Annotated in this window: 17 protein-coding genes and 1 other RNA gene; 3 read left to right on the forward strand and 15 right to left on the reverse strand. The window is 72.9% G+C overall.

Annotated features, from left to right (window positions below; translation table 11 throughout):
• Positions 1–42 precede the first annotated feature (42 nt).
• The 9 genes from ACF08D_RS11100 to ACF08D_RS11140 form a co-directional block, all read right to left on the reverse strand.
• Positions 43–861, reverse strand: coding sequence for an anti-sigma factor family protein (locus ACF08D_RS11100; RefSeq protein ID WP_392222258.1), 819 nt, complete (start codon positions 859–861; stop codon positions 43–45).
• A complete protein-coding gene (locus ACF08D_RS11105) occupies positions 858–1,451 on the reverse strand; it encodes a sigma-70 family RNA polymerase sigma factor (protein ID WP_064072166.1) in 594 nt (197 codons plus the stop codon). The genes ACF08D_RS11100 and ACF08D_RS11105 overlap by 4 nt, the downstream gene beginning before the upstream one ends.
• A 106-nt stretch (positions 1,452–1,557) precedes the next feature.
• Positions 1,558–2,109 (reverse strand): CGNR zinc finger domain-containing protein, encoded by a 552-nt coding sequence (locus ACF08D_RS11110; RefSeq protein ID WP_392222259.1) that lies wholly within the window; start codon positions 2,107–2,109, stop codon positions 1,558–1,560.
• 71 nt (positions 2,110–2,180) lie between these two features.
• Positions 2,181–3,365, reverse strand: coding sequence for a uroporphyrinogen-III synthase (locus ACF08D_RS11115; protein ID WP_392222260.1), 1,185 nt, complete (start codon positions 3,363–3,365; stop codon positions 2,181–2,183).
• Positions 3,366–3,449: 84 nt separating this feature from the next.
• Positions 3,450–4,787, reverse strand: coding sequence for an MFS transporter (locus tag ACF08D_RS11120; protein ID WP_392222261.1), 1,338 nt, complete (start codon positions 4,785–4,787; stop codon positions 3,450–3,452).
• Positions 4,788–4,953: 166 nt separating this feature from the next.
• Positions 4,954–6,135, reverse strand: a complete 1,182-nt coding sequence (locus ACF08D_RS11125; RefSeq protein WP_392222368.1) for an acyltransferase — start codon at positions 6,133–6,135, stop codon at positions 4,954–4,956.
• 485 nt (positions 6,136–6,620) lie between these two features.
• Complete coding sequence (locus ACF08D_RS11130; RefSeq protein WP_392222262.1) at positions 6,621–8,807, reverse strand: glycosyltransferase; 2,187 nt, start codon at positions 8,805–8,807, stop codon at positions 6,621–6,623.
• Positions 8,808–9,986 carry a hypothetical protein gene (locus tag ACF08D_RS11135; protein ID WP_392222263.1) on the reverse strand — a complete coding sequence of 393 codons (1,179 nt, stop codon included), beginning with the start codon at positions 9,984–9,986 and terminating at the stop codon, positions 8,808–8,810.
• Between the two features lie 157 nt (positions 9,987–10,143).
• Positions 10,144–11,139, reverse strand: coding sequence for a LysR family transcriptional regulator (locus ACF08D_RS11140; protein WP_392222264.1), 996 nt, complete (start codon positions 11,137–11,139; stop codon positions 10,144–10,146).
• 83 nt (positions 11,140–11,222) lie between these two features.
• Here ACF08D_RS11140 and ACF08D_RS11145 point away from each other — a divergent pair, with 83 nt between their 5' ends.
• Positions 11,223–12,662: an MFS transporter gene (locus tag ACF08D_RS11145; protein ID WP_392222265.1), complete on the forward strand. Its 1,440-nt coding sequence runs from the start codon at positions 11,223–11,225 to the stop codon at positions 12,660–12,662.
• A gap of 49 nt (positions 12,663–12,711) precedes the next feature.
• On the forward strand, positions 12,712–13,224 hold the full coding sequence (locus tag ACF08D_RS11150; protein WP_392222266.1) for a hypothetical protein: 513 nt from the start codon (positions 12,712–12,714) through the stop codon (positions 13,222–13,224).
• Positions 13,225–13,338: 114 nt separating this feature from the next.
• Here ACF08D_RS11150 and ssrA read toward each other — a convergent pair.
• From ssrA to ftsE, 5 genes are all read right to left on the reverse strand, one after another.
• Positions 13,339–13,708, reverse strand: a transfer-messenger RNA (tmRNA) gene (gene ssrA / locus ACF08D_RS11155).
• A gap of 154 nt (positions 13,709–13,862) precedes the next feature.
• Positions 13,863–14,342, reverse strand: coding sequence for an SsrA-binding protein SmpB (gene smpB / locus ACF08D_RS11160; protein WP_392222267.1), 480 nt, complete (start codon positions 14,340–14,342; stop codon positions 13,863–13,865).
• Between the two features lie 18 nt (positions 14,343–14,360).
• Positions 14,361–15,554, reverse strand: coding sequence for a S41 family peptidase (locus ACF08D_RS11165; RefSeq protein ID WP_392222268.1), 1,194 nt, complete (start codon positions 15,552–15,554; stop codon positions 14,361–14,363).
• A 67-nt stretch (positions 15,555–15,621) separates the two neighbouring features.
• Positions 15,622–16,542, reverse strand: coding sequence for a permease-like cell division protein FtsX (gene ftsX / locus ACF08D_RS11170; RefSeq protein ID WP_392222269.1), 921 nt, complete (start codon positions 16,540–16,542; stop codon positions 15,622–15,624).
• A 52-nt stretch (positions 16,543–16,594) separates the two neighbouring features.
• The gene (gene ftsE, locus ACF08D_RS11175; RefSeq protein WP_064072157.1) at positions 16,595–17,284 is read right to left on the reverse strand and encodes a cell division ATP-binding protein FtsE; all 690 of its coding nucleotides are present in this window, start codon (positions 17,282–17,284) and stop codon (positions 16,595–16,597) included.
• Between the two features lie 278 nt (positions 17,285–17,562).
• On the opposite strand from ftsE, the gene ACF08D_RS11180 reads away from it, so the two are divergent.
• Positions 17,563–17,757: a hypothetical protein gene (locus ACF08D_RS11180; RefSeq protein ID WP_392222270.1), complete on the forward strand. Its 195-nt coding sequence runs from the start codon at positions 17,563–17,565 to the stop codon at positions 17,755–17,757.
• Positions 17,758–17,868: 111 nt separating this feature from the next.
• On the opposite strand, the gene ACF08D_RS11185 is transcribed toward ACF08D_RS11180, so the two are convergent.
• The gene (locus tag ACF08D_RS11185) at positions 17,869–18,876 is read right to left on the reverse strand and encodes a hypothetical protein (protein ID WP_392222271.1); all 1,008 of its coding nucleotides are present in this window, start codon (positions 18,874–18,876) and stop codon (positions 17,869–17,871) included.
• Positions 18,877–18,972 lie beyond the last annotated feature (96 nt).

Genomic DNA, 18,972 nt, shown 5'->3' on the forward strand with positions numbered 1-18,972 from the left:
TGCTGGGCAGCCGTCGAGCCTACGCCACGGAAGGGGGAGGTGTCAGGCGGTGGCCGCGGGGACCTCCACCAGACGCTCGCCGTCGAAGGTGCGGACCTCGAAGTGGTCGATGTCCTTCCGGTTCATGGCGGCGCCGCCGTGGACGTACAGCGGGTTCTTGCCGACCTCGTGGGTGCTGCCCGGGATGCCGTAGCCCCACTTCGGGACCGCCCAGGAGGTGACGACCTCCTCCTCGCCGGTCTTGGACACCGCGATCAGGTTGCACTTGAGCGGGCCCTTGACGTTCTTCAGCTCCAGCACCGTGTGGGTGCCCCACGCCTTCTTCTCCATGCCGACGGTCGCGCTGACCTTGGTGGAGGCGTCGGTGTGCTGGACCTTCTCCTCCATGTGGTGGAAGAAGGCGTCCTCGGCGGGGCTGGTCGGGTGGGGGTCGATCGCCTGGTTGGTCCGGTTGGTCTCGTCCCCGGCCGAGGTGGCGACGAAGGCCGCCGCGGGACCGGCGATGATCAGCGCGGCGGCCGCCGCGACCAGGAATCGGCTGCGGCGGCGGCGCTGTGCGCGTTTGGCGGCCACCTCGTCGACGAGGCGGTCCAGCATCGGGGCGGGTGGCGCGCCGGGGGCGCCGGGACGTTCCGGCACCGGGAGGACGACGGGCCGGGCCGCCGGGCCGGGGGCCTCGGCGAGCATGGCGAGCATCGGTTCCATCCCGGAGAATTCCTCCAGGTGGTGGGCGCACAGGTCGCAGCCCGCCAGATGCGCCTCGAAGGCGGTGGCGTCGGCGTCGTCCAGAATGCCGAGCACATACGCGCCGACCGAGTCGTGCACCGACTCGTTCCCCTGCGGAGCGTGGTGCGACGTCATGCCGAGATCCCCCTCTCCTCCAGCGCGAGCTTCATCGAACGCAGTGCGTAGAACACCCGGGACCGCACGGTCCCACTGGGTATGCCGAGGATTTCGGCCGCCTCGTTGACCGTACGCCCCTTGAAATAGGTCTCGACCAAGACTTCCCGGTGGGCCGGGGTCAAATCGTCGAGCGCATCAGAGAGCGTCATCAGCCACAACGCCTTGTCGATCTCGTCCTCCGCGGGCATGACCTCGAGCGGCGACGGATCGACCTCCTGCGGCCGGGCCTGCCGGCTGCGGTGGCCGTCGATGACGATGCGCCGGGCGACCGTCACCAGCCAGGGTCGGACAGAGCCGGTCGCCCGATTGAGCTGACCGGCGTTCTTCCAGGCACGGATGAGCGTCTCCTGTACGACGTCCTCGGCGCGCTGGCGGTCGCCGGCGACGAGGCGCAGTACGTAGGCGAGCAGGGGCCCGGCGTGTTCACGGTAGAGGGCCCGCATCAACTCTTCGTCCGGGACGTCCGGTTGGGTGCGGGCGGGCACCGCTCGATGCCGGGCGCGATGCGTCCCCCGACGGTCATCGGCCACGGCGGCATCCTTGCGCACCTGGAACCTCCCGGTCGAGACCTTGATCTGACTCGTTGTCCCCCATCACTACGGAGGCGGGCGGCGATCGACTCAACGCGCGGAGAAGTTTTTTTCCGGGGAGGTTTCAGAACTGCCTTTGCGTGCGCGCCCGGTGGCGTGCGACGCGCTCCCGGTTGCCGCAGGTCTCGCTGGAGCACCAGCGGCGCCGGCGCCCCCGGGATGTGTCGAGATACACACGCCGGCAGGTGTCGCCCGCGCACTGGCGGAGCATCGCGCGGGCGGCGGGGTCGGTCAGCAGGTCCACCGCGTCGCGGGCGACGACCGCGAGCAGAGCGCCGCAGTCGGGCGGTGCGGCCAGGGCCCGTACCAGGGCGCCCCCTTCACCGGGTACGGCGCGGGGCGCGGGCGGCGGGGCGGTGGCGAGGGCGTTGAGGCGGTCGAGCCGGGCGGGGCTGTACCGGCCCGGCCCGGCGAGCGTCCCGCGCACCAAGTGGTCGATGTCCCCGGCCAGTTCGGTGAACCGTTCCGCCCACCGCGCGTCGACCGCGTCCAGCGGTGTCCCCGCCGGTACGAGCCCGGCGCCGGCGAGCCACCGCGCGAGCCGCCCGGCGTCGGACGGCGGCCCGGCCATCAGCTCCAGGCACAGCCGCCCGGCCTGGAAGCGCCCCGCCACCATGCGCCCAGAGTGCCCGCCCGCCCCGCCGCCGAAAAGACCGCCTCAGCCGCCCGGCGCCCTCCCGCTCCTGCCTACGCGTCCGCGTACGCGGCGTCCGGCTCGGGGCCGTCCGGGTCGGGGTCCTCCGGGTCGGCGGCCGGGTCCAGGGCGAGGCGGTAGCCGCGCTTGACGACCGTCTGGATCAGGCGGGGCGCGCCCAGGGCGGCGCGGAGGCGGGCCATCGCGGTCTCCACGGCGTGCTCGTCGCTGCCCGCGCCGGGCAGGGCGCGCAGCAGGTCGGCGCGGGAGACGACCCAGCCGGGGCGGCGGGCCAGGGCGGCGAGCAGGGACATCCCGGCGGGCGGTACGGGCCGCAGGGCGCCGTCGACCAGGACGGCGTGGCCCCGGATCTCCACGCGGTGCCCGGCGAGGGGCAGGGGGCGGGCGCGCCCGGGGAGCTCCTGGCACAGCAGCTGGACGAGCGGGCCGAGCCGGAAGCGGCCCGGCTGGACGGTCTCCACGCCCCGGGACTGGAGGGGCAGCGCGGTGACCGGCCCGACGCAGGCGGCCAGCACGTCGTGGCGCAGCGCGTCGAGGAGCGGGGGCAGCAGGCCCCGCTCCTCCGCCCGGTTCAGCAGCGACGCGCCCGCCGGGGCGCTGGTGAAGGTCACCGCGTCCAGCGAGCGGGCGACGGTGGCGTCGATGAGCCGGTCCAGGGGCGCGAGGTCGGCGGGCGGCATCCACCGGTAGACCGGGACGACCACCACGTCGGCGCCCGCCGCCCGCAGCGCCTCCACGAAGCCGGGCAGGGGTTCGCCGTGCAGCTGGAGCGCGATACGGCGCCCCGTCAGGTCCTGGGCGAGGAGCCGGTCGAGGACCTCGGCCATGGAGTCGGAGGCGGGCGACCACTCCTCGGTGAGCCCGGCGGCCCGGACCGCGCCCTTGACCTTGGGGCCCCGGGCGAGGACCTGGGCGCCGCGCAGCCGGGCGCGGAGCTCCTCCCCGTACCCCCAGCCGTCGGCGGCCTCCAGCCAGCCGCGGAAGCCGATCGCGGTGGTGGCGACCACGGTGTCGGGGCCCGTGGCGACGAGGGCCTCGGTGGCGTCGAGGAGTTCGGCGTCGTCCGCGAGCGGCACGATCCGCAGCGCCGGGGCGTGCTGGACGGCCGCCCCGCGCCGCTCCAGCAGGGCGCCGAGCTCGTCCGCGCGGCGGGCCGCGGTGACACCGACGGTGAAGCCGGCCAGGGGGCCGTGGGCAGCGTGCTCTGACTCGTGCATGGCATCAGAGCCTGTCAAGGATGCGTGACGCTCTCGGTTCACCGGTATTTCCCCCCGGTTACGAGCACCGTTCCCGGTCCGGGGTCACACCCCGGAGTGGCTGAGCCGGGGCTCGGCGCCGGTGACCGGTGCCGGGCGGCGAAGGTATACCGCCCGGGTGACGGCCAGGCACACGCCGTAGAAGGCGAGGAAGGCAAGGAAGGCGGCGGTGCCGGTGCCGGTGTTCTGGAAGGACTGCCGGAAGGCGAGGTTGACGGCCAGTCCGCCGGCCGCCCCGACCGCGCCGATCAGCCCGATCGCCGCGCCGGAGAGCCGCCGGCCGTACGCCTCGGCCTCCTCGCCGGTGAGCCCGGCCGCGTACGCCTTGGCCTGGAACACGGCGGGGACCATCTTGAAGGCCGAGCCGTTGCCGAGCCCGCTGAGCACGAACAGGGCGAGGAACCCGGCGAGGAAGAGGCCGAACGAGGCGAGGAGCGAGGCGAGGACGACGACCCCGGTCGCCGCCGCCATGGCGACGAAGGTCCACGCGGTGATGCGGGCGCCGCCGTGCCGGTCGGCGAGGGCGCCGCCGAACGGCCGTACCAGCGAGCCCAGCAGCGGCCCGGCGAAGGTGAACGCCGCGGCCTGGAGCGGGGTCCGGCCGAACTGGGTCTGGAGGACCAGGCCGAAGGCGAAGCTGTAGCCGATGAAGGAGCCGAAGGTGCCGATGTAGAGCAGCGCCAGCACCCAGGTGTGCGGCTCCCGCGCGGCCTCCCGTACGGCGCCGGCGTCGTTGCGTACCGGCGCCAGGTTGTCCATCCGCAGCGCGGCTCCCACGGCGGCGGCCACGATCAGCGGCAGGTACACGCCGAGGACGATCCGGGGGTGCGCCGCGCCGGCCGTGCCGATGACGAGCAGCCCGACCAGCTGGACCACGGGGACGCCGATGTTGCCGCCGCCCGCGTTGACGCCGAGCGCCCAGCCCTTCTCGCGCTGCGGGAAGAAGGCGTTGATGTTGGTCATGGACGAGGCGAAGTTGCCGCCGCCGACGCCGGTGAGCACGGCGACCAGCAGGAAGGTGGAGTACGAGGTGCCGGGCTCCATCACGGCGAAGGCGGCGCCCGTGGGCAGCAGGAGCAGCAGGGCGCTGAACACCGTCCAGTTGCGGCCCCCGTAGCGGGCGACGGCGAAGGTGTACGGGACGCGGATGACGGCCCCGACGAGGGTGGCGACGCCGATGAGGGCGAACTTCCCGGCCGCGTCGATCCCGTACTCCGGGCCCATGAAGAGGACCATCACCGACCACAGGGACCACACGGAGAAGCCGATGTGCTCGCAGAGCACGGAGAAGAGGAGGTTGCGGCGGGCGATCCGCCGCCCGCCCTCACGCCAGAAGGTCTCGTCCTCGGGTTCCCACCGCTCGATCCACCGGCCGCCGCCCATCGCGTCCTCCACTGCTGCTGTCGGGTCCTGGACTTCCTGTCGGACCGACGCTAGGGAGGACGCGTTTCAGCCCGGTCATCGGACGTGACCGGGCTGAAACCTTGCTCTCACCTCACGGCCGGAGGCTCGGTGAGGGCGGGTGTACGGACTAGGGCGGGTGTACGGACTACCGAGCGGGGGACTTCTTCTTGGTGCCGTTCGGCCAGAGCCGCGGCTTGCGCTTGGCGGCGACGTCCTCCAGCCAGCCCACGGCCATGATCATCAGTCCGATCAGCGGGAAGACCGCGATCAGCATCAGCACCGTGTAGGCGCTCTCCAGGGCTCCGGCGTAGGTCGGCCAGACGCCCGGGATCTTCCACAGCAGGTCGATGATCGGGATGGTCGCCATGATCAGCAGGTTGTGCCAGAGGTAGATGGTGACGGCCCGGTTGTTGGCGAGGGTCACCAGCGAGTCCCAGGCGGCCAGCTTGCCGGGCAGTTCCTTCCAGGACGGCGAGTACTGGAGCAGGATCACGCAGAAGCCGAACGACCAGGTGGCCTGGGCGAGCGGGATGTCGTTGAGGTCCCAGCCGTCCGGGCCGAGGTGCCCGGACGCCCACCACAGCCCGAAGGACATGATCAGCGCGGACACGGAGACCGAGATGTAGCGCGGGACCTTCTGGAACAGGCCCTCGTGGTGCGCGAAGCCCAGCACCCAGCAGGAGCCGTAGACGGCGAAGTCGGTGATCGCGTTGCCGGTCTCGCCGGGGATCTTGATCAGGCCGGAGCCGACGATCGCGGTGAGCCCGAGCGGCGCGAGCAGCGTGGCCCACGGCAGCTTGCGGAACGCCCACAGCAGCAGCGGCGAGGCGATGACGAACCAGAGGTAGGCGCGGATGTACCAGAGGGGCCCCGCGGCCTGCACCGCCCAGGTGTCCTCCAGCAGCCCGGACTGGCTGCCGCTGTGCCAGGGGTAGGGCGGGGCGCCGATCGGGAAGATGTAGGTCGCCAGCTTGGCGAACCACCACAGCCCTTCCTCCTTCAGCGGCTTCCAGCCGAAGTAGAACATGATCGGCACGACGGTGAGCGAGAACGCCCACATCGGCGGCAGCAGACGGCGGATGCGGCCCCGGATGACCCCCCACGCGGGCCGCGACAGCGAGCGCGCCATCAGCGATCCGGCGAGGGCGAACATCACGCCCATGGAGGGGAACAGGACTGTCAGCCAGGCCCATCCGAAGATGTGGTAGACGATCACGCGGAGCAGCGCGATGGCCCGCAGCAGGTCGAGGTACCGGTCGCGGCCGGGCCGGGCCGCCGCCGGGGCGGGGCCGCCCGCGACGGCCGCCTTGTGCCGCGCCCGCGGCACGCCGCCGGTGGTCTCCACGGCCGGCAGGGTGCCGGTGTCACCGGGTGGCGGCGCGAGGGCCGTACGCCCGGCGGGCGCCGGTGCCGCGTCGGCGAGCGCACCGCCCGCGTGCGCCGCCGGGGCGCCGGTGACCTCCCCGGCCGGGGCGCCGAACGGGTCGTCGGCGTACGGCCCGGGGGCGGTTGCGGGGACAGGGGCGGGGGCAGCGGCCGGGGCCTGGGCCCCGAACGGGTCGTACGGCGCCGGGGCGGGGGCCGGGGCCTGGGTGCCGAACGGGTCGTACGGCGCCGGGGCGGGGCCGGAGCCGTCGCCTCCGCCGTACGGGACGGGCAGCGGGCGGTCGCCGTAGGCGCTGTCGCCGTACGCGCTGTCACCGTACGCGTTCTCGCCGTACGGGGCGCCGGGCGCGGCGGGGCCGCCGCCCGGGGCGGACCGGGAGCCGAACCAGTCGGAACCCTCGCCGCCGGGGCGGTTGGTGGGGGTCGTCATGCGACGGGCCTCCGATCGTCACCGCTGCGCCGCTGGCTCGGGATGGAGCCGGGCGCCTCGACCACACCGGTCCGGCGCAGCTTCTGCCAGCGCAGCCGGCCGCCGGTGAGGGCGGTGATCCAGGACTGGAGCAGCACCACGTACATCAACTGCCGGTACAGGAGCTGCTGGAGGGGCAGCGATATGAGGTGGGTCATCCGCTCGCGGTCGAGGCGGAAGGCGTACGCCGCGCACACCGCCTGGATGGCGAGCACGCCGAGCCAGGCGACGACGGTCTGGCCGGTGGGCCCGAAGATCAGGCCGTACAGCAGGAACACGTCGATCAGCGGTGCCAGCAGCGGGAAGAGCACCATGAACAGCGACACCAGGGGCAGGCCGACCCGGCCGAAGCGGCCGGACGGGCCGCGCTCGATGAGGGCGCGCCGGTGCTTCCAGATCGCCTGCATCGTGCCGTACGACCAGCGGTAGCGCTGGGACCACAGCTGCTGGACGGACTCCGGCGCCTCGGTCCAGGCACGGGCCTTCTCGGCGTAGACCACGCGCCAGCCGTCGCGGTGCATGGCCATGGTGATGTCGGTGTCCTCGGCGAGGGTGTCCTCGCTCATGCCGCCGACCCGCTCCAGGGCCTCGCGGCGGAAGGCGCCGACCGCGCCGGGGATGGTGGGCATGCAGCCCAGCAGGTCGTACATGCGGCGGTCGAGGTTGAAGCCCATCACGTACTCGATGTGCTGCCAGGCCCCGATGAGCGAGTCGCGGTTGCCGACCTTGGCGTTGCCGGCGACGGCGCCGACGCGCGGGTCGCCGAACGGCTGCACCAGCTCGCGGACGGTGGACGGCTCGAAGACCGTGTCGCCGTCCATCATCACGATGATGTCGTAGCGGGCGTGCCGGATGCCGTTGTTGAGCGCCTCCGGCTTGCCGGAGTTGACCTGCCGCACCACCCGGACGTTGGGCAGGTACATGTTCTCGACGATGTCGGCGGTCCCGTCGGAGGAGCCGTCGTCGATGACGATGACCTCGATGGGGTGGTCGCTGGCCATCAGCGAGCGCACCGTGTTCTCGATGCACTCCTTCTCGTTGTACGCCGGGACCAGCACCGTCACCGGTTCGGTGACCGGCGCGCCCCAGCGGAAGCCCCGGCGCCGGACCTTGCGGGCGTGGGCGAAGGACAGCAGCAGCATCAGGCCGAAGCGGCCGATGACGAGCACACCGATGACGGCGAGGCCGCCGACGAGCACCGTGGTGGTGTTCTCCGAGACGGCGACGGCGCCGACCCACGCCTTGCCCTTCCACAGCTCCAGGCCGGTGACCGGGGTGTGGGCGCTGGGCGCGCCGAGCGCCTCGGTGAGCACGGTGAACTCGTACCCGCGCTTCTGCATCTGCGGCAGGAAGCGGTCGAGCGCCTCGACGGTCTGCGAGCGGTCGCCACCGGAGTCGTGCATCAGCACGATCGCGCCCTGGGTGCCCTTGGGCGTGGAGCGCTTGATGATCGCGTCGGCGCCGGGGCGCTTCCAGTCCTCGGAGTCGGTGTTGTTGAAGGCGGTGATGTAGCCGCGCTCACCGATGTACTGCGTGACCGGCCACGCCTCGTTGTCCAGGGCGCTGGAGAAGGAGGAGTACGGCGGGCGGAAGAGCGAGGTGCGCACGCCGGCCGCGCCGGCGATGGCGAGCTGGTTCTGCGACAGCTCCCAGTCGATGCGGTTCTTCGTCTGGAAGGACAGGTCGGGGTGGTTGAAGGTGTGCAGGCCGACCTCGTGGCCCTCCCGCACCATCCGCTCGACCAGGTCGGGGTGGCGCGAGGCCATGGTGCCGGTGACGAAGAACACGCCGTGGGCGTCGTACTGCTTGAGCTTGTCCAGGACGCGCGGGGTCCAGACCGGGTCCGGGCCGTCGTCGAAGGTCAGGACGAGCTTCTTGTCGGGCACGCTCAGCGCCTTGGGGGCGTTCTTGTCGCGTGCGTCGATGACCGGTCCGCCCTTGAGGATGTGCTCGGGCACCTGGTCGTAGGCGACCGGGGGGCGTACGCGGTGGTCGGCGAGGATCTCACTGTGGACGTAGCCGCGCAGCATCAGCATGGCGAGGAGCGCGACCAGGAAGAGGGACGGCAGCAGATAGCGCATGGGCAGCCTGCGTCTGCGGCTGCGCCTCTGCTTCTGGGCGCGCCGCCTGCCGGGGGAAGTCATTTACTGTGCGCCTTCCGCGGCCATCTGCTGGCCGCCGCTGTCTCCGACCGGCGGGTCGGTGGGTTCTTCTTCCGTCGGGGTCGTCTCGGGGTCCGTGGGGTCCGGGTCGGGCGTCACGGGCGGGACGACCGGCGGCGGCTGCGGGGTGTCGCCGCCGTCGGTGGGCCGTTGCGGGGTCGGCCGGGTGGCGGGCGGCTCGCCGGCGTCGGTGCCGCCGGTGCTGCCCTTGCTCGGGGTGGTGCCCGGCGCGGAGGACGTGCCGGGGCGGGGGTCGGCGGGCTCGTCGCGCGTGCCGCTCCCGTCGGGCCGCGGGATCACCGCGCCGGTGGAGTCGGTGGGCGCGGGGACCCCGGGAACGGTCCCGGGGGTGTCGCCCTTCGGCGCCTCGGTGGTGCTGGGCGCGGGCTCGACCTTGGTGGTCTCGGTCTTCTTCTCGTCGGCCGGCCCCGGTATGAGGAGCCAGGGTGCGGCGGAGTTGCCGCCGATCACCGAGACGACGAGCGTGATGGCGTACACCGCGCAGGCGGAGGCGAGCACCCAGCCCAGGCGGCGGAACTTCTTGCTGCGGCGGCCGCTCTCGTCGACGAACACCGGCCCGTCGGCGGGCTCGTGGGCGGCCGGGGCCGCGGCGGCGGCCTGTGCGGGGACGGGCGGGAGCACGGTCGTGCCCTGCTCGGCGCCGTCGACGGCCGGGACGACGGTGGTGAGGGCGGCGGGGTCCGCGTCCGCGGCGCCGTAGGGGTGCCCGGAGGCGTAGTCCTGGCCGGTGTGGTCCTGGGCGTACTCCTGCGCGGGGTGGTCCTGGGACGCGTACTCCGGGGACGGGTGGTCCTGGCCGGGGTGGGCGTAGCCCTGGTAGTCCTGGGTGGCGTAGCCCTGGTAGTCCTGCGCGGCGTAGTCCTGTGCCGCCGGGTGGTCCTGCGCGGCGTGGGTGCCGGCGGGGGCGTACGCCTGGCCGTCGGCGGGCAGGAGCTGGGTCTCGCCCGCGTACGCCTGGCCCTCGTGGGTGTACCCGGAGGTGTCGGCGTAGGGGCCGGGGGCGGTCGTCCCGTGGCCGTACCCGGCGGCGTCGTCCCGGTGGCCGAACGCGTCGAAGGCGTTCAGGCTGTCGACCTGGACGGTGCTGTCGAGTGGCTCGTTCTGATGCCCGTTCCAGGCATTTGCTCGCCAATTGTCCACTTTGTACGCACATCCCCCACTGAATGGACCGAGGGTGCGCACACGGACCTGCTGGGTACTCGCGCCGGACCGGGCCCCCACCCTGCCGGAGCGCCCCCACCTTCACTGCACCCGGACAACGAATGTAGCGCACCCGTGTGACAAGAGGGCTGAAGGTTCATTCATTCGGGCACATGTGCGTCAAATCACCCTCAGGGAGCCATGCCCCTGAGGGCATCTTCAGCCACCCTTCCGCGCCGGCCAGCCCGGCGGCCGCCGCGCGCAGCGCGTCCAGGCCGGGGTGGACCAGCCCCGTGCGCCACACCAGCGACACGGGCGACAGCGGCACCGGGTCCACCAGCGGCCGGAGCACGGTCCCCGGTGTGGCCGGGAAGTCCACCACGGCCAGCACCGGTGTGCGCGACCGGCCCATGACCCGCCGGAACTCCTCGGCCCCGATCGCCACCGGCGCCGGCGGGGCGACCCGGATGCCGCGCCCCGCGAAGAGCCGCTCCGCCAGGTCGGTCCACTCGCGGGTGGCGGGGTTGCCGGCGCCCGCGTAGACGGTCTCCCCCGCGAGCGCGTCCAGCTCCACCTCGGCACGGCCGGCCAGCGGGTGGTCCTCCGGGAGGATCACCGCCATCGGCTCGTACCGCACGGGCTGCGCGGAGAGCCGGGCGCGCACGGCGGGCGCCAGCCCCGCGAACCGCCCGAACGACACATCGAGCCGCCCCGCGAGGATCCCGGCGGCGGCCCCCGTCAGCCCCCGCTCGTAGCGGGCCATCAGCTCGCACTCCGGGACCCGTTCGCGGGCCAGCGCCAGCACCCGGCCGCTGATCATCCCGTCGGTGTTGACGTCCACCAGCAGGGGCCGCGCCCCGTCCGCGAACGCGGCGCCCAGCTCGTCGTACGCCGCCAGCACCCCGTACGCGTACGGCAGCAGCCGCTCCCCGTCCACCGTGAGCGCCACCTGGCGGGTGGTCCGGGCGAACAGCTCGGCGCCCAACTCCCGCTCCAGCCGCCGGATGTCGCGGCTGAGCGCCTGCTGGGCGACGTACAGCCGGGCGGCGGCGCGGGTGAAGTGCAGCTCCTCGGCGACGGCTACGAAGGCGCGCAGCAGGCGGGGTTCGGCGTCGTGGGGCGCACGGGCGGAGGGCGTTCGGTCGGCGGGCACCCGCCGAACTTACAACGTGAGCGCGTGAATGGGGCTCGTACAGGTGTTGGACCGGGGGCGGCGGACGGCCCGAGGGTGGACGCATGCCGCAGACGACCACCTCCCCGACGCTCGCCCTGACCGCCGAGTCCCCCGTCCTCGCCCCGGCCTACCGGGAGCCGCGGGAGAGCCCGCCGGAGCCGCCCCGGGCCCCGGCCGCACGACCGGAGCCGCCCCGAAGCCCCGCCGCACCGCCGGGGCCAGGTCCGTCCGGATCCGGACGGACGGCCGCGCACGGGGGCCGGCGGGGCGGGACCGCGGCGGCGTACCGCCGCCTGTTCGCACCGCCCGGCGCCCGGGCGTTCACCGCGGGGAACCTCCTCGCCCGGCTCCCCATGGGGATGTTCAGCGTGAGCGCGGTCATCATGATCGCCGGGGCGTACGGTTCCTACGCCCTGGCGGGCGCGGTCACCGCCACCGGGCTCGCCGCCACCGCGGTGGTCGCGCCGTTCACGGCACGGCTGGTCGACCGGTACGGGCAGGCGCGGATCGCGGTCCCCGCCACCGCCGTGGCCGTGCTCGGCTCGCTCGCCCTGCTGCTGTGCGTGCACGCCCGCACGCCCGCGTGGACCCTGTTCGCCGCGTACGCCCTGACCGCCACCACCCCCAACACGGGCGGCATGTCCCGGGCCCGCTGGGCGCACCTGCACCGGGGCGACCCGGCCGCCCTCCACACCGCGAACGCCTTCGAACAGGCCGCCGACGAGCTGTGCTTCATGCTCGGGCCGGTGCTGGCCGCCTTCCTGTGCGCCGCGGTGTTCCCGGAGGCGGGCACCCTCACGGGCGCCGTGCTGCTGCTCACCGGGGTGCTGGTCTTCGCGGCGCAGCGCGGCACGGAACCGCCCGTCGCCCCCCGCGACGGGCGGACGCGCTCCCCGCTGCGCACCCCCGGCATGCCCGCCCTGCTGGCCGTGTTCCTGGCGACGGGCGCGGTATTCGGGTCGCTGGAGGTGGTGACGCTGGCGTACGTGGACGGCCCGGCGGCCGGGCTGCTGCTGGCCCTCCAGGCGGCGGGGTCGTGCGCGGCGGGGCTGGTGTACGGGTCGGTGCGGGCGCCCGGCGGGGGCGCGGGGCGCCGACTGGCGGTCTGCCTCGCCGCGATGACGGCCCTGATGACGCTGCCGCTGCTCGCGGCGGTCTCCACCGGTTCGCTCCTCATGCTGGGCGGCGGCCTGCTCCTGGCGGGGATGGCGACCGCGCCGACGATGGTCACCGGGATGACGCTGGTCCAGCGCCTGACGCCGCCGGACCGGCTGAACGAGGGCATGACGCTGGCCGTGACCGCCCTGCTCGGGGGCATCGCGGCGGGCTCGGCCACGGGCGGGTGGACGGCCGAGCACCTCGCCTCCGCCGCCGGGTACGCCGTCCCGGCCGGTGCGGCGGCGGTCGCCCTCCTGGTGGCCCTGCTCCTGACGGTCGCGGGCCCGCTCGCTGCGGGGCAATTCCCCCGAACGGCCGCGCACCGCACCTGGGACGCGGGATGATTCCGGCCGGGCGATCACCTGCCCCGACGCCCGGCCGAAGAGGAGAACCGTGTCCGACAGCACCGCACCCGCCCCTCCGCCCGCCCCGGCCATGCCGCCGCCCGTCCCGCCGGACGCCACCGGCCGGAAGGCCCGGCGCCTGCACCCCGCCCTCAGGACGGCCGCCGCCGCACTCGCGCTCGCCTCGCTCGTCGTCACGGCCGTCTTCACGGTCCTGATATGGGCCCAGCACCCGGACACCGTCGGCGAGTACGAGGAGCAGCGCCGGCTCCTCACCTGCGCGAGCGCCCACACCGACCCCAAGACGTGGGGCGAGGACACCGACGGCCTGGACTGCCACAAGCTCTACGACATGCCGAAGAAGGCGTGGGACGACACGTACGGGGTGAACCACCCCAGCAACCGTCCCTCCGACGACTCCGCCGACGAGAGCGACAGCAGCGGTGACAGCGGCAGTGACAGTGACAGTGGGGTTGACACGTCCGGCATGACGTACGACGAGTGCATGGACCACGACGAGACCACCCTGGCGGACTGCCAGGCGATCTCCGAGTCGTCCTGAGCCCGCCGTTCCCGGGCCACGGCCTGATGAAAAAACCCCTGACCTGGGCTTTCGCCGCAGGTCAGGGGCTACATGGGGTGACGGGTCCGGGGGCGGGGCCCCCGGAGGTACCGCTCGTGGAGATGGCGGGAATCGAACCCGCGTCCAACGGTGCAGAATCAGGGCTTCTCCGTGTGCAGTCCGCTGCGATTTTCTCGGCCCCGGAGATCACGCGGACAAGTCTCCGACGGGCTCAGTCACTGTTTGATTTCCCTCTGCACCCCGTGACCGGGTCTAGAGGTTTAGTTCCCTCAATGATGCCAGGATCCGGGTCGGGAACAGCCCCGGGCTGACACTTCGCAAGTCGCTACTTAGGCAGCGAGGGCGAAGGAATCGCGCTTGGTGTTGGCGATTATTGGTTGCGACATATGGTTTACGAGATCATTGCCGCTTCCTCGACACGCTTCCCCTGCTTCGACATCCGCTGTCGAAACCGATCATCCCCATGTTGATTTTTCAAAGCCCCCGAGAGGGCGCGCCCCTGCGGTGAGGAGCAGGTGCCATCGTACGTGACCAACGCACGACCGTGCCAGCGTATTCCCGCGACGTGCCCCGGACGGGCCGTCCCCGTGCGGGCCCGGGCCGCCGGCCGGGCGGCGTCAGGCGCGCTGGCGGCGGCGGACCGCCGACATCGCCCGGTCGGCCTCGCGCCGGTCCTGCTTCTCCCGGAGCGTCTGCCGCTTGTCGTACTCCTTCTTGCCCCTCGCCAGGGCGATCTCCACCTTCGCCCGGCCGTCCTTGAAGTACAGCGCCAGGGGCACGATCGTGTGACCCGTCTCCTGGGACTTGGACTCCAGCTTGTCGATCTCGACCCGGTGCAGCAGCAGCTTCCGCTTGCGCCGCGCGCTGTGGTTGGTCCAGGTGCCCTGGCTGTACTCCGGTACGTGCACGTTGTGCAGCCACGCCTCGCCGCCGTCGATCTGGACGAAGCCGTCCGCCAGCGAGGCCCGCCCCTGGCGCAGCGACTTCACCTCGGTGCCGGTCAGCACCAGGCCGCACTCATAGGTGTCCAGAATGTGGTAGTCGTGCCGCGCCTTCTTGTTCTGCGCGATCAGCTTGCGCCCTTTTTCCTTAGCCATAGTGCCGCCATTTTCGCACTACGAGCCGGTCCCCAGGCCACTCAATACTGTCCGCGCCCGCTCCTCGGCGCGGACCGGGGCCGCCAGGTCCGGGGTGATGCCCCGCCCGTCCACACCGTGCCCGGCCGGGGTGCGGTAGTGCCCGACGGTCAGCTCGGCGACCGACCCGTCGGGCAGCCGGCTCGGCATCTGGACGGCGCCCTTGCCGAAGGTCCTGCTCCCGACCGCGACCGCCCGGCCGCGGTCCTTCAGCGCCCCGGCGAGCAGCTCGGCCGCGCTCATGGTGCCGCCGTCCACCAGCACCGCCAGGGGCCTGGCGGTGTCGCCGCCGGGCCGGGCGTACAGCGCGCGCTCCTCGCCGTCCACGTCGTACGTGGCGACGAGGCCGCCGTCGAGGAACGCGGAGGCCGCCGTGACGGCCTCGGCGACCAGGCCGCCGCTGTTGCCCCGCAGGTCCAGCAGGACGCCGGCGCCCCGGGGCGCGGCGCGGACCGCGTCCCGCACCCGCTGGCCCGTCCCCCTGGTGAACGCCGCCACCCTGATGCTGAGCGTGCCGTCGGCCAGCCGCCGCACGGTCACGTCCTCGGTGGCGAGCCTGGCCCGCCGCAGCGTCTCGCTCCACGCGCGCGTGCCCCGCTGCACCCCGACGGCGACCGCGGTGCCGGGGCGCGCCCCGTCGCCGCGCAGCAGGGCGACGACCTCGGCGGCGGAACGCCCGTCCACGGGGCGGCCGTCGACGGTGCGGATGCGGTCGCCGGCCCGGAGGCCCGCCCGCTGCGCCGGGCCGCCCTCCTGGACGCGGGCCACCTCGACACGGCCGCCCGCGGTGCGGCGGGCGGAGAGCCCGACGCCGGTGTACCGGCCGTCCAGGGCCTGGGCGAACTCCTCGTACTCCCGCTGGTCGTAGACCACGCCCCAGCGGTCGCCGCTGCGGCTGACGACCTCCTCGGCCGCCTTGGCGCCGGACTTGCCGTCCGCCATCGCCTCGGCCGCCGCGCGTGCCAGCTCGCGCCGGTCCACCCGCTCCTCGCGGTCGCCGTGCCCGGCGGGGGCGGCCGCGGCCCGGGGCGCGGGCCGCTCGGCGGCGCCGGGGTCGCGGGGCAGGCAGTTGGTCACCGAGGCGGCGGCGAGCACGGACGCGAAGACGAATGTCAGGGCCGCCCCGCGGGTGCGACCACCGCGGGGCCGGGTACAGAACTCGGGGCCCAGCATGCCGCCCACTGTAGGACAAGGAAAAGGCGTCGTACGGCCGTTGGCCGCACGACGCCAGGGGCGATCGTCACACCTTCAGGTACTTGCGCAACGCGATGGCGGCGGCAAGGGAGGGCATCAGCAGACCGATCACCACCACGAGCGGCAGCACGGTCACCACGGCGTCCCAGCCGATGAAGTTGACCAGCGGCATGCTCTCGGCGAGGTTCAGACCCGCGTCGATCATGAAGTAGCGGCCCACCAGCAGCATTCCGCAGGCCACCACGCCGCCCAGCAGGCCGGCGACGGCGGCCTCCATGATGAACGGCATCTGGATGTAGAAGCTCGACGCGCCCACCAGCCGCATGATGCCGGTCTCCCGGCGCCTGCTGAACGCCGAGACGCGCACGGTGTTGACGATCAGCATCAGGGCGATGACGAGCATCAGCGCCATCACACAGAGCGCGGCGACGTTCATGCCCCGCATCATCTGGAACAGGTTCTCCAGCGTCTGCCGCTGGTCCTGCACCGAGTGCACGCCGTCCCGCCCCGCGAACGCGGTCGCCACCACCTTGTACTGCTCCGGGTCCTTCAGCTTGACCCGGTACGACTCCTGCATCTGGTCCGGCGTGATGATGCTGGCGATCGCGGTGTCGCCGTACTGCTCCTTGTAGTGCTTGTACGCCTCGTCCGCCGTCTCGTGGTGGACCTTCTCCACGAGGGTGTCCAGCTTGGCGAGGTCGCCCTCGATCTCCTTCTTCTGCTGCGCGGTGACCGCGCCCTTGTCGCACGTCCCGCCGGCCGCCGCGTCGTTCTTGTTGCAGAGGTAGATCGTGACGTTGACCTTGTCGTACCAGAAGTCCTTCATCACGCTGACCTGCTCGCGCATGAGCAGCGCACCGCCGAAGAGGGCGAGTGACAGAGCCACGGAGACGATGACGGCGAAGGTCATCGTGAGATTGCGACGGAGGCCGACACCGATCTCCGACAGTACGAACTGGGCGCGCATCGCGTGCGTTCAGCCTTTCCTTGCTGCTGCGGGGTGCTGCTGGTGCTGCTGCTCAGTGCTGGTAGCCGTAGACGCCGCGCGCCTGGTCGCGTACGAGACGGCCCTTCTCCAGCTCGATGACCCGCTTGCGCATCTGGTCGACGATGTTCTGGTCGTGCGTCGCCATGATGACCGTGGTGCCGGTGCGGTTGATCCGGTCCAGCAGCTTCATGATGCCGACGGAGGTCTGCGGGTCGAGGTTTCCGGTCGGCTCGTCCGCGATCAGCAGCATCGGGCGGTTGACGAACGCGCGGGCGATGGCGACGCGCTGCTGCTCACCGCCGGACAACTCACCGGGCATACGGTCCTCCTTGCCGCCCAGCCCGACGAGGTCGAGCACCTGCGGGACGGCCTTGCGGATCTCGCCGCGCGGCTTGCCGATGACCTCCTGCGCGAACGCCACGTTCTGCGCGACGGTCTTGTTGGGCAGCAGCCGGAAGTCCTGGAAGACGGTGCCGAGCTGGCGCCGCATGTGCGGCACCTTCCAGTTGGACAGCCGGGCGAGGTCCTTGCCCAGGACGTGCACCGTGCCGTGGCTGGCGCGCTCCTCGCGCAGCACCAGCCGCAGGAAGGTGGACTTCCCGGAGCCGGAGGAGCCCACCAGGAAGACGAACTCGCCCTTCTCGATCTCGAGGGAGACGTCCCTGAGCGCGGGGCGGTTCTGCTTCGGGTAGGTCTTGGAGACGTTGTCGAATCGGATCACGGGTGCACCACGGTCGGCAGGGAGTAGGTGAGCGTGACCATACGCGACTGGGGATGCCGCGTGCAGTCGCCGTCCTGCCTTGCGCCTTTTGTCCGGGTGGGGTAGAAGCCCGAACCGGTGGGAATCCGGCGGGGCGCGCCTAAACTCGGGGGAGCTGGCACAGTGGTAGGGGGAACGGATGCGGTTCCCCGAGCGTTGTGCGGAGAGAACTGTGTGCACAGTCCGCGTGGGCGCACGGTCCGCGTCCGCGGCTCCGCCGCGCGGGAGGAGGAGAGCGCATGACCTATGACCGACTGGTGTGCGCCAACTGCGCGGCCCCCGTCAGCGAGGGCCGGTGCCCGGTCTGCCGGGCGAACCGCGAGCGGATGCAGCAGACGGGCCCCTTCGGCAATCTGAGCCCGGCCGTCCTGCTGATGGTGCTGGTGGCCCTGGTCGCGGCGGTGGCCCTGCTGGCGGCCCACCAGACCGCCTGAGGCGGCCGGAAGACGTACACCTGCGCCCTGAGCGCCCGAAAGGGCCCGGGCGGGCCGTGAAGGACGGCCCGCCCGGGCCCTTTGTCATGGTCGCGCGTCGCGCGTGCGCACTCAGGCGGCCGCGCGGCCACCGCTCACGAGGCGGGGCAGCATACGGAAGCCGATGCCGCCGGCGATCATCGTCGCGGCGCCGATGAGCAGGAACGAGGTCTCGGCGGCGCCGGTCTCGGCCAGCTCCTCCTTGGCCTGACCCTGCTCGACCGGCTGGGAGCCGGCGGAGTCGGTGTCCGTGTTGTCGGCGCACTCGGCGCCGTCGAGGTCGACGGTGCAGGTGGTGGCGTCGCCGCCACCGGTCGCGGACCCGGCGGTGCCGTTGCCGCCGGCGGTGCCGGTGGAGCCGTTACCGCCGGTGGAGCCGTCGCCACCAGTGGTGCCGGTGGTGCCGGTGCCACCCGTGGTGCCGGTGCCGCCGGTGTTGCCGGTGCCACCCTGGTTGCCCGTACCACCCTGGTCGCCGGTGCCGCCCTGGTCGCCGGTGCCACCCTGGTTACCCGTGCCACCCTGGTCGCCCGTACCGCCCTGGTTACCGGTGCCACCCTGGTTACCGGTGCCACCCTGGTCGCCGGTGCCGCCCTGGTTGCCCGTGCCGCCCTGGTCGCCGGTACCACCCTGGTTACCCGTGCCGCCCTGGTCGCCGGTACCACCCTGGTCGCCGGTGCCGCCCTGGTCGCCGGTACCACCCTGGTTACCCGTGCCGCCCTGGTCGCCGGTACCACCCTGGTCGCCCGTGCCACCCTGGTCGCCGGTACCACCCTGGTCGCCCGTGCCACCCTGGTCGCCCGTGCCACCCTGGTCGCCCGTGCCACCCTGGTCGCCGGTACCACCCTGCTCGTTGCCGCCGTCGACGCCACCCGGGTCACCATCGCCCGGCTCGCCGTCGCCGATACCGAGACCCGCGTCGAGACCGTCCTCGTTCACCTCGGCGTTGACGCCGATACCGGCCACGTTGACGTCTATGCCGACCGCCGAGGCGGCGCCCGCCGCGGTCAGGGACGCACCGGCCGCGATCACCGCGCCGGCTGCGATCCGCGCCACGCGGATCCGCGTCTTCTTCGTCATCTGCCTGCTACCCCCAGTAGCCGATTGTCAGTGGAACAGCGCTCGGGGCAGCGGACGCAGGGGGGTTCGATTGAGTCACCCCCGATCACACGCGCC

Source organism: Streptomyces sp. NPDC015131, from assembly GCF_043079975.1.
Classification (GTDB): Bacteria; Actinomycetota; Actinomycetes; order Streptomycetales; family Streptomycetaceae; genus Streptomyces.

What these genes read in the sequence shown, in the direction of transcription:
- ACF08D_RS11180 (WP_392222270.1), top strand. Translation starts at nt 17,563, where the DNA reads ATGACCTATGACCGACTGGTGTGCGCCAACTGCGCGGCCCCCGTCAGC.
- ftsX (WP_392222269.1), bottom strand. Translation starts at nt 16,542, where the DNA reads ATGCGCGCCCAGTTCGTACTGTCGGAGATCGGTGTCGGCCTCCGTCGC.
- ACF08D_RS11165 (WP_392222268.1), bottom strand. Translation starts at nt 15,554, where the DNA reads ATGCTGGGCCCCGAGTTCTGTACCCGGCCCCGCGGTGGTCGCACCCGC.
- ACF08D_RS11185 (WP_392222271.1), bottom strand. Translation starts at nt 18,876, where the DNA reads ATGACGAAGAAGACGCGGATCCGCGTGGCGCGGATCGCAGCCGGCGCG.
- smpB (WP_392222267.1), bottom strand. Translation starts at nt 14,342, where the DNA reads ATGGCTAAGGAAAAAGGGCGCAAGCTGATCGCGCAGAACAAGAAGGCG.
- ACF08D_RS11115 (WP_392222260.1), bottom strand. Translation starts at nt 3,365, where the DNA reads ATGCACGAGTCAGAGCACGCTGCCCACGGCCCCCTGGCCGGCTTCACC.
- ACF08D_RS11120 (WP_392222261.1), bottom strand. Translation starts at nt 4,787, where the DNA reads ATGGGCGGCGGCCGGTGGATCGAGCGGTGGGAACCCGAGGACGAGACC.
- ACF08D_RS11100 (WP_392222258.1), bottom strand. Translation starts at nt 861, where the DNA reads ATGACGTCGCACCACGCTCCGCAGGGGAACGAGTCGGTGCACGACTCG.
- ACF08D_RS11130 (WP_392222262.1), bottom strand. Translation starts at nt 8,807, where the DNA reads ATGACTTCCCCCGGCAGGCGGCGCGCCCAGAAGCAGAGGCGCAGCCGC.
- ACF08D_RS11145 (WP_392222265.1), top strand. Translation starts at nt 11,223, where the DNA reads ATGCCGCAGACGACCACCTCCCCGACGCTCGCCCTGACCGCCGAGTCC.
- ACF08D_RS11110 (WP_392222259.1), bottom strand. Translation starts at nt 2,109, where the DNA reads ATGGTGGCGGGGCGCTTCCAGGCCGGGCGGCTGTGCCTGGAGCTGATG.